Source organism: Pectinatus brassicae, assembly GCF_014201835.1.
Taxonomy (GTDB): domain Bacteria; phylum Bacillota; class Negativicutes; order Selenomonadales; family Selenomonadaceae; genus Pectinatus; species Pectinatus brassicae.
This window is the reverse complement of the sequence record NZ_JACHFH010000058.1, coordinates 1-9,103: the sequence shown is the minus strand read 5'-3', so window position 1 is coordinate 9,103 and position 9,103 is coordinate 1. Positions and strand designations below refer to the sequence as shown.

7 protein-coding genes are annotated in these 9,103 nt (G+C 29.4%); all 7 read left to right on the top strand.

All coding sequences use genetic code 11. The features are described from left to right. Nucleotides 1-78: 78 nt before the first annotated feature. The 7 genes from HNR32_RS13250 (at nt 79) to HNR32_RS13220 (ending at nt 8,883) form a co-directional block, all read left to right on the top strand. Nucleotides 79-1,326 (top strand): glycosyltransferase, encoded by a 1,248-nt coding sequence (locus HNR32_RS13250; RefSeq protein WP_183863453.1) that lies wholly within the window; start codon nt 79-81, stop codon nt 1,324-1,326. Nucleotides 1,327-1,948: 622 nt separating this feature from the next. Further along, nucleotides 1,949-3,064, top strand: a complete 1,116-nt coding sequence (locus HNR32_RS13245; RefSeq protein WP_183863451.1) for an O-linked N-acetylglucosamine transferase, SPINDLY family protein — start codon at nt 1,949-1,951, stop codon at nt 3,062-3,064. Then, on the top strand, nt 3,061-4,665 hold the full coding sequence (locus HNR32_RS13240; RefSeq protein WP_183863449.1) for a glycosyltransferase: 1,605 nt from the start codon (nt 3,061-3,063) through the stop codon (nt 4,663-4,665). Before HNR32_RS13245 ends, HNR32_RS13240 begins: the two co-directional genes overlap by 4 nt. Continuing rightward, complete coding sequence (locus HNR32_RS13235) at nt 4,665-6,263, top strand: glycosyltransferase (protein ID WP_196611197.1); 1,599 nt, start codon at nt 4,665-4,667, stop codon at nt 6,261-6,263. Before HNR32_RS13240 ends, HNR32_RS13235 begins: the two co-directional genes overlap by 1 nt. 496 nt (nt 6,264-6,759) lie before the next feature. Beyond that, nucleotides 6,760-7,968 (top strand): FkbM family methyltransferase, encoded by a 1,209-nt coding sequence (locus HNR32_RS13230; protein WP_183863445.1) that lies wholly within the window; start codon nt 6,760-6,762, stop codon nt 7,966-7,968. 131 nt (nt 7,969-8,099) lie between these two features. After that, nucleotides 8,100-8,366, top strand: coding sequence for a hypothetical protein (locus HNR32_RS13225; protein WP_183863443.1), 267 nt, complete (start codon nt 8,100-8,102; stop codon nt 8,364-8,366). Nucleotides 8,367-8,439: 73 nt separating this feature from the next. Beyond that, complete coding sequence (locus HNR32_RS13220; protein ID WP_183863441.1) at nt 8,440-8,883, top strand: universal stress protein; 444 nt, start codon at nt 8,440-8,442, stop codon at nt 8,881-8,883. The last annotated feature ends 220 nt before the right edge of the window (nt 8,884-9,103 follow it).

The window sequence follows — 9,103 nt, the reverse complement described above, 5'->3', positions numbered from 1 at the left end:
CACATTCCTATAATAATGGTTTGACTCCTCACGCTGCCAGGATGGCTGCATAAAAGTTTATCACCAAGTGTTACAATTTTGCTTGACCACTACAATACAGAGAGAATATTTTCTGAATATAAGAAGGACTATGAAAGAGTTGCTGCTATTAACGACTATATAATGATAACCCAATATGATATAAGTTGGCGAGATGATTTATTTAGAGAGGAAGGGTTTTATAGTATAGCTCAATGTATTGAGTTTAAAAGAAATTACTATAGTGTTGTAGTTGCCGGACAAAAAAAATCGTGGGTACTGTGCAGTGATAAACAAATGGTTTTTACTATAGAAGAAAAGGATAAATTTCTCGATGAATATTCCAAAGATATTTATCCTCTGGTTAGTGTATTAATTCCGACATATAATAGACCTAAATATTTTGAAATTGCATTGAAAAGTGTGTTGATGCAAACATATCGTAATATAGAAATCATTATTGGAGATGATAGTTCTAATGATGATACACAAGCTATTGTAAAAAAATATAAAAAAAAATATCCAAATATATTATATAAAAAAAATAACAGACGATGTAGTACTGTGACTGAACGAAGTTATATGAATTATAGTGATGTTTTACATAGAAGTAGTGGGGAATATATAAATTACTTAAATGATGATGATGTATTTGAAGCAGAGAAAATAGCCAAAATGATGGATTATTATTTACAATATCCAAATGTTTCACTTGTAACATCTTATCGTAAATTAATCGATGATAATGATAGGGTTATATTTGACGAAAAAATAATGACTTTATATCCTCGATGGGAAGTAGAAAAAGATACTTTATTAAGAGGAGAAATAGCATTAAAAAATTTGATTATGAAAATAAACTTTATTGGAGAACCTACAACGGCATTGGTAAGGCGTTGTGATATCGATAATAATTTTGGAACTTTTTCGGACAAATCGTTTAATTGTATAAATGATTTGCCACAATGGATTCAATCATTGAAAAAAGGTGATTTAATTTATATTAAAGAGCCATTAAGTAGTTTGCGAGTGCACAGTAAACAAAAGACAAAAGAGTTGTTTACTCAGTTGTTTTTTAAAATAGATTATTTTTATATATACTTACTTAGTTATAAAGAAAAGTTAATAAGTAAAAATGACTTTTATAGTGTTATGAAATTTTGGCAAAAAATAGCCGATATAAGTCCAGAAATGTTGCAGAGTCTAAAACAAGAAAGCAAAGATAATAGACATAATGAAGAAATACTAAATGAATTTTTGGCATTAAAAGATAAAGTAAAGTATATAACCAATGAAATTATAGAATAATAGTAAAGTTGCAATTACATTGTAAAGGTAGAAAGATAATAACGAGATGGATATTGATATATTAATAGGGCAGAAATTTTATAATGAAGGGAATTATAAAAAATGTATTGAAATTTTATCACAGGATAAATATTCAAATAATAATGATGTATTGTTATTACTTGCAGGAACATATAAAATATTGGCTAAATATGAAAAGGCATTACAGATATTAGCCAATATATGTAATCGAGATGTACAATATATTCCAGCTTATATCCAACAGGCATATATATATAAAGAAAAGCAATTATATATATATGAGATAAATCTTTTACTAAATATAGTAGAAATTATTAAAGCACAGCAAAAAAATGGATATAAAAAGTATGCTGATAAATTATCAGAAGTATACAGTATGCTTGGATCGGCATATGTAAAAATAGGGGAAAGTAAAAAAGCGTGTTGTTATTTTTTACTTTCTTCTGAAAATGAAGAAGATAAAGTACTTAAAATAAAAGAATATAGTAATGCGTTGTTTGCAGCTAATTATATTTATGGTATAAGTGATAAAACTTTATATAAACTGCATATAAAGTATCAGTATTTTTTTGATAATATTACGCAATATCAAAATTTTAAAATGACTAAAAATAAATCTAAAATAAAAATTGGTTATATATCACCAGATTTTTGTATGCACCCGGTGATGGCTTGGACAATAAATCTTTTATTAGAATTTAATAGAGAAAAATTTGAAATTTATTGTTATTCTTCAGGTAATGAAGATGAATTTACAGAAAAATTAAAGAAAATATCAGGAGTGAATTGGCGCAATATAAAGGTTTTTTTGCCTCGACAAGCGGCAGAGAATATAAACAATGATGGTATAGATATTCTTTTTGATTTGTCGGGGCATACGGCTAATAATTGTTTACCTATATTAGCATATAAGCCAGCTCCAATACAAATCAGTGGTATTGGTTATTTTAATACAACAGGATTGCAGGCTGTAGATTATTTTTTATCGGATAAATATTGCATAGTTGATAAGAAAAATACAGGATTCACGGAAAAAATAATATGTATGCCGCAATCTCATATGTGTTATTTGCCACTAACCAAAATGCCTGAGGTAGGTCCATTACCTTATTTGAAAAATAAATATATAACATTTGGATGTTTTAATAATTTTAATAAAGTAAATTCATTTATATTACAATTATGGGCTAAGATTATGCAAAAGCTACCTACATCAAAATTGATATTAAAAAGCCAGTTATTTAATTCTGAGCAAGGGCAAAAATATGCAATAAAAAGATTAGCGAGATATGGTTTACCAATTGATAGAATAGAATTACATGAATTTAACAAAGAATATTTGTATGAATATAATGATATTGATATAGCACTGGATACTTCCCCATATACTGGTGGAGTGACTACTTGTGAAGCACTTTATATGGGGGTTCCGGTAATTACATTATGTGGTAAGCGTCATGGGTCAAGATTTGGATATAGTATTTTAAAAAATATGGGGTTAGAAAACAGCATTGCGTATTCACCAAATGAATATATAGAAAAAACAATATTGATGATAAAAAACATTGAAAAATTAGTAATTTTGCGGCATGAACTTCGTTTAAAAATGCATAAATCGCCATTAATGAATGGGAAAAAGTATATGCAATATATAGAATATATATTTGAAAGAATATACAGTAAAAATAATGGGATTTTAAAAGAGGAAAAGCAATGATAAATATGGATTTAGATCGATATAAAATCGCAATTATAATAAATGTAACTGATGAAGCCAGCTATAAATTAACTATAAAATCATTGACAAAATTAATAGTGCCAGCCAAATATAAAGTGGAAATAATAACGACACAGAAAGAGATAAATATAGCGACTGCTTACAATCGAGTAATGAAGTCTAGCTCTGCCAAGTATAAAATATATCTTCGTGCGGGTATCGAGATAATAAATAAAAATTTTTTTGGTGACATTATAAATATATTTAAAACAAATTGGAATATTGGTATTATTGGAATGAGTGGAGTAAAAATTATTCCAACAGATGCAAATATTTTTGTATCGTCGACACGTATTGGTAAAATAAGGTCAATAAATAATAAGAATATAGTTTTTTCTGATTGTAATGATAGCTATGAATTTGCGGCAGCTATTGATGACTATTTAATGGTAACACAGTATGATATAAATTGGCGTAATGATTTATTTAGTAGTGAAGGGCTTTATAATATAGCTCAATGCATTGAGTTTAAGCGCAATTATTACAGTACAGCGGTTGCAGGGCAGAAAGAACCATGGATATTATATCGAGAAAAAAATATAATAATGACACAAGATGAAAGAGAAAGATTTTTCGATGAATATTCTAGGGATATTTATCCATTAGTAAGTATTTTGATACCAACATATAATAGATCAGAATATTTTGAGATAGCATTGAAAAGTGCATTGATGCAGACATATCGCAATATTGAAATTATCGTTGGTGATGATAGTACTGATGATAGAACAGAGAAAATTGTACGGAGATATCAAAGTGAATATAAGAATATAGTATATATAAAAAATACAGACGTCTATAGCAATGCAGCTGAACGGGCATATGCTAATTATCGAGGGATTTTACATAAATGTCATGGTAAATATGTTAATTATTTGAATGATGATGATGTCTTCGCACCAAAAAAAATAGAAAAAATGATGAATTATTATTTACAATATCCCAATATATCTCTTGTAACATCTTATCGTAGGTTGATTGACGAATTAGGTAATGAAGTAAATGCCGAAGGATATCCGCGCTGGATAGTAGAAAAAGATTGTTTGGTAAAAGCAGAAAAAGCAGTAAAAAGCTTAATAATGAATTTTAATTTTATTGGTGAACCAACAACAGCACTTATAAAGCGTTGTGATATAGAAGAAAATTTAGGAATGTTTGCAGGTAAATCATTTAATTGTATTAATGATATGCCACAGTGGATTGCATCTTTACAAAAAGGAGATTTAATTTATATAAAAGAACCATTGAGTAGTATGCGTATTCATAGTAAGCAGCGTTCTAAAGATTTGTTTACACAGGTAGTGTTTAAAGTAGAACTTATGCATATGTACTTATTGACATATCAGAAAAAGATAATAAATAGAAATGATTTAGTGAATCTTTTACTGGAATGGCTGCAGCAATTAGGAAAAAATATTAGAATATTTAAGTTATTAAAACAGCAAAAAAAAATGTTTTTTTATGATGAAGATATTATTGAAGAATTTATTTTTTTAAAAAAACAAGCTGAGAAAATAGTTAATAATAATGAGGAGAGCTAATGGCGTTAAATGGATGTAAAGTTGCAATTATAATAAATATAATGGATACTGATTTATACGAATTGACATTAAAGTCATTAAAACAACTAATAGTACCGTCTAAATATGAAGTTGAGATAATAAAAATAAATAAAAAAGATAATATAGTAGCTTATAATCAAGCTATGAATTCCAGTGATGCAAAATATAAAATATATGTTCGTAATGGAGTTGAAATTAAAAATAAAAACTTCATTGCGGATATGATAAAAATATTTAAAACAAATTGGAATATTGGTATTATTGGCATGAGTGGTGTAAAAGTTATTCCAACAGATGCTGATATTTTTGCATCGGCAACTCGGATAGGCAAATTAAATGATGTTGATGGGCGGGAGGTAATATTTTCCGATTCTCCGGATATGTATGAGCTAGCAGCAGCTATTGATGAATATTTAATGATGACGCAGTATGATATAAGTTGGCGTGAGGATTTATTTTGTGGTGATGGACTTTATAATGTAGCCCAATGTGTTGAATTTAAACGTAATTATTATAGTGTGGCAATAGCAGGACAAAAAACACCATGGGTATTATATCGTGAAAAAAATATAGTGATAGCACAAGATGAAAAAGAAAAATTCATGTATGAATATTCTAAGGATATTTATCCGTTAGTGAGTATTTTAATTCCAACTTATAACAGACCACAATATTTTGAAATTGCCTTGAAAAGCGCTGTGACTCAAACATATCGCAATGTAGAGATTATCATTGGTGATGATAGCACAGATGATAAAACAGAAAAAATTGTTCAAAGATATCAAGAAAAATATAATAATATTTTTTACAAACGCAATAATAGAAAATGTGCAACTGCTGCTGAACGAAGTTATGCTAATTATAGTGAGGTATTGCATAGGAGTCATGGCGAGTACGTTAATTATTTACATGATGATGATATTTTTGCACCATCAAAAATAGAAAAAATGATAAATTATTATTTACAATATTCTAATGTTTCTTTGGTAACATCTTATCGGAATCTAATTAATGCAGATGGAAATAAAAGTGACTTTAATGGGTATCCACGTTGGAAAGTAGAAAAAGATACTTTAGTAAATTCTAAAACTGCATTAAAAAATTTGATAATGAATGTTAATTTTATAGGAGAGCCAACAACATGTCTGGTTAGAAGAAGCACTATTAATAATAATTTTGGTACATTTGCTGGAAAGTCTTTTGATTGCCTCAATGATCTTGCTCAGTGGATGCAGTCGCTGCAACAGGGAGATTTGGTGTATATAAAGGAACCGTTAAGCAGTTTACGAGTGCATGATGGACAAAAAACAAATGATTTATTTATTGAACTTGTATTTAAGAATGATTATTTTTATATGTATACATTAAGCTATCAAAAAAAATTAATAAGTAAAGATGAATTCTATTCTATTATGCAAACATGGTTAAAGCGTGCAGAGTATGAACCACAGCTTCTTGATTGGTTGAGGACACAAAAGCAAGCAAGATTTTATGATGAAGATATTATTGATGAATTTTTATTATTGAAAAATCAAGCCCAAAATATTGTGGATAAACTTATACAAGATACAAATTAATATAAAATTGGATGTGTCAGGTAAACATCAATATCTTGTTCCAAGACATTAAAAATAGGAATCCAGTATTTGTCAGTAGATTCCATGCATACATGTTTGCAATTGTTTTGAATAAGCCAGTCGTGGAACTTCTGAATTGATAGTGGAAAAAGAATGCTGTTTATATTGAGGGATACCATCCTTGTTAGTAGTGACAATGGTTGCAACGATAACCTTTTTGTGGACATCCAGTCCGCAGTAGATGTGATAAACAACTCTCATCATAATAATTACCACTCATAAGGGTTCGGGCTCAATGTCCCACTTGTTTGTGCTTGAAAGGATGATGACATATATATAAATGCGGCATCAAATAATTTTTCGTCACACGCCTCTCCGTGATCTGTAGTATATTGCTATCCTTGTTTCAATAATAATTCAAAACAGGCGTGGGTACAACACTTTTTTCGTGGCTTGTTTGTGCCTTGTGAGCGAAGCGAAAGGAATGACTTAAAAAATGGGAAAGTTTATAAATTTTGTCAAGACAATATATACTGATAATTATGATATAAAGCTTCGATATGCAATAATGTCAGGCAGAGAAATTGTGCTTTTTGACTTTTCAGCTGATTTTAACAATGTAGTGGCAACAATGAATTTATTACAAGAACATAATATTATTATTAAGCGGATAATATTTCCAGATGAATTATTTGAACATGTCGTAAAAAAAATATATATCGGAGATAAATTAGGTATTATATGTAACAAATTATCAGAAGTAAAAAATATTTATGGCGAGCGTTATCCTGTTGTATTATTTAATCAGACGGGCATCATTGATAATATATGGTATAATTATTTTCGAAAAGTATTTGGTGAAGATTATAATATGATATTTGCTCTTAATAATATTATGTCGGTAAAACCGTGCCTTGATAGATTTTTTCAAAATCTGGATAAAATTTATCAGGTGTATTCATTGTTTGATGAAAAGTCAAAAGAAATTTATTTATCAGTGTTAAAAAGCTATATATCATTGGATATAACCGATAGAATTTTTGATGAAGGTGCACAATATTTTTTAGATGGATATACAGTAACTGATAATGATATTGTAATAGATGCTGGTGCATTTGATGGCAGAACAGCATGGGATTTCTTTTCGGCAATGCGTAAAAGTGGAAAAGTTTACTCATTTGAAATGAATGAGGATAATCTAAAGAAGATAGACGATTTTTTAGGAAATGCTGAAAAAAATATAGTTATAGAAAATATGGGTCTGGGAAAAATTGATGAAGAAGTATCATATTTGCCAAGGGGTGCAGCAACAACCTATCGTAATAGTACCAATGATCATGATACCAAAAAAGCTGTTATTACTACTTTGGATTCATACAGTGCCAATAATAAATTGGAGAAAATAGATTTTATAAAAATGGATATTGAAGGGGCGGAATTGGATGCTCTAAAGGGTGCTAAAGACAGTATACAAAAATGGAAACCTAAAATGGCAATTTGCTTATATCATATATTTGAAGATTTATGGGAAATACCATTATACATAAAAGAGCTAAATTCTCAATATAAATTTGCTTTTCGACAATATGCCTGCTATGGTAAAACTAATGATGACTGGCCAATGCTGTATCGTCAGTTAAATGATATATACGGTGAAAAAGGAATAATATATAGTATGGGAGAGTTTGTCTTATATTGTCGATAAAATAAGGGCGGAGCTGTTTTTTAGTTCTGCCTTTAATATAAAGTTAAATTTGTCAGCAAAGTAGAAGGAAAACTGCCGCAATATACAGAAGATATATATAATTCTAAATATCTTTACTGGTGGTGGTTGATATGACATATGAGAAAAATTTGTGGTTAAAGCTAAAATTTACTGCGGAAAAATTACAGGAAGTAACAGCTGCTTTAAATGATATTGAAGATAAGTCATCATATAGTGAATTTGAAAAAATATTGGGGGAAATAGGGTATTCACCCGATCAGGCAGAGGAAGTTGTTGCTTTATGTTATGCTAGAGGTTTTTTTGTTCGGGAAATTAATAAATGGCAGGATATTTCAATTAGCCTAAAGCATATTTTGCGGGAGATAAAGAAGGACTAAAAATTATTTAGCATAATTAAACATAAGGTGTAAGGTGACATTAAGTGATAAATAAAAAGGAAAGAGTGATTTTATGGATTTCAAAAATTTATTAGTGCCAATTGACGGTTCTGATTATTCCCTGCATGCGCTGCAGGAGGCTATTAGCTTAGCTGAAAAATTTGACGCTAAGGTTCATCTGATTCATGTGAAATATCCTAATGTTCCTGCTGTTGACTCGTATTTACTGGATGATGTGGTGGAATCAATGAATAAATACACTGATGCTATTTTGAATAATGCCGCCAATAAGGTACCAGAAAAATTTAAGGGCAAAAAGGTTTTGGAAGTGGGAACACCGTCAGACCGTATATTGGATTTTGCTGAAAATAATAGTATTGATCTGATTATAATTGCAGCAAAGGGGTTAGGTCTTGGTATCGGCGGGAGAATCTTTGGCAGTGTCAGCCAATCAGTAATTCAAAATGCACAATGTGCTGTCTTGGTCTGCCAAAAGGATTATAATAAAGAGAAATAAAAGCAGCAAAATAGTTGAAGGGGCGGTCATATAAGAGTGGCGGCCTCTTTTTTATGAAATTAAACTAAGTTAGTTATCTAATATAGCAGCTGGTACATTTGCAGGGCTAAATATAGTATTATGAACACGACAAACGCATGAATAAAAAATAAATATGTTCAAGTAAACATCCAGCCTGTATACTTTAAAGAAAACAGGAAAAGGATGATTCTAACATGCA

What these genes read in the sequence shown, in the direction of transcription:
- HNR32_RS13220 (WP_183863441.1), top strand. Translation starts at nt 8,440, where the DNA reads ATGGATTTCAAAAATTTATTAGTGCCAATTGACGGTTCTGATTATTCC.
- HNR32_RS13235 (WP_196611197.1), top strand. Translation starts at nt 4,665, where the DNA reads ATGGCGTTAAATGGATGTAAAGTTGCAATTATAATAAATATAATGGAT.
- HNR32_RS13245 (WP_183863451.1), top strand. Translation starts at nt 1,949, where the DNA reads ATGACTAAAAATAAATCTAAAATAAAAATTGGTTATATATCACCAGAT.
- HNR32_RS13225 (WP_183863443.1), top strand. Translation starts at nt 8,100, where the DNA reads ATGACATATGAGAAAAATTTGTGGTTAAAGCTAAAATTTACTGCGGAA.
- HNR32_RS13240 (WP_183863449.1), top strand. Translation starts at nt 3,061, where the DNA reads ATGATAAATATGGATTTAGATCGATATAAAATCGCAATTATAATAAAT.
- HNR32_RS13230 (WP_183863445.1), top strand. Translation starts at nt 6,760, where the DNA reads ATGGGAAAGTTTATAAATTTTGTCAAGACAATATATACTGATAATTAT.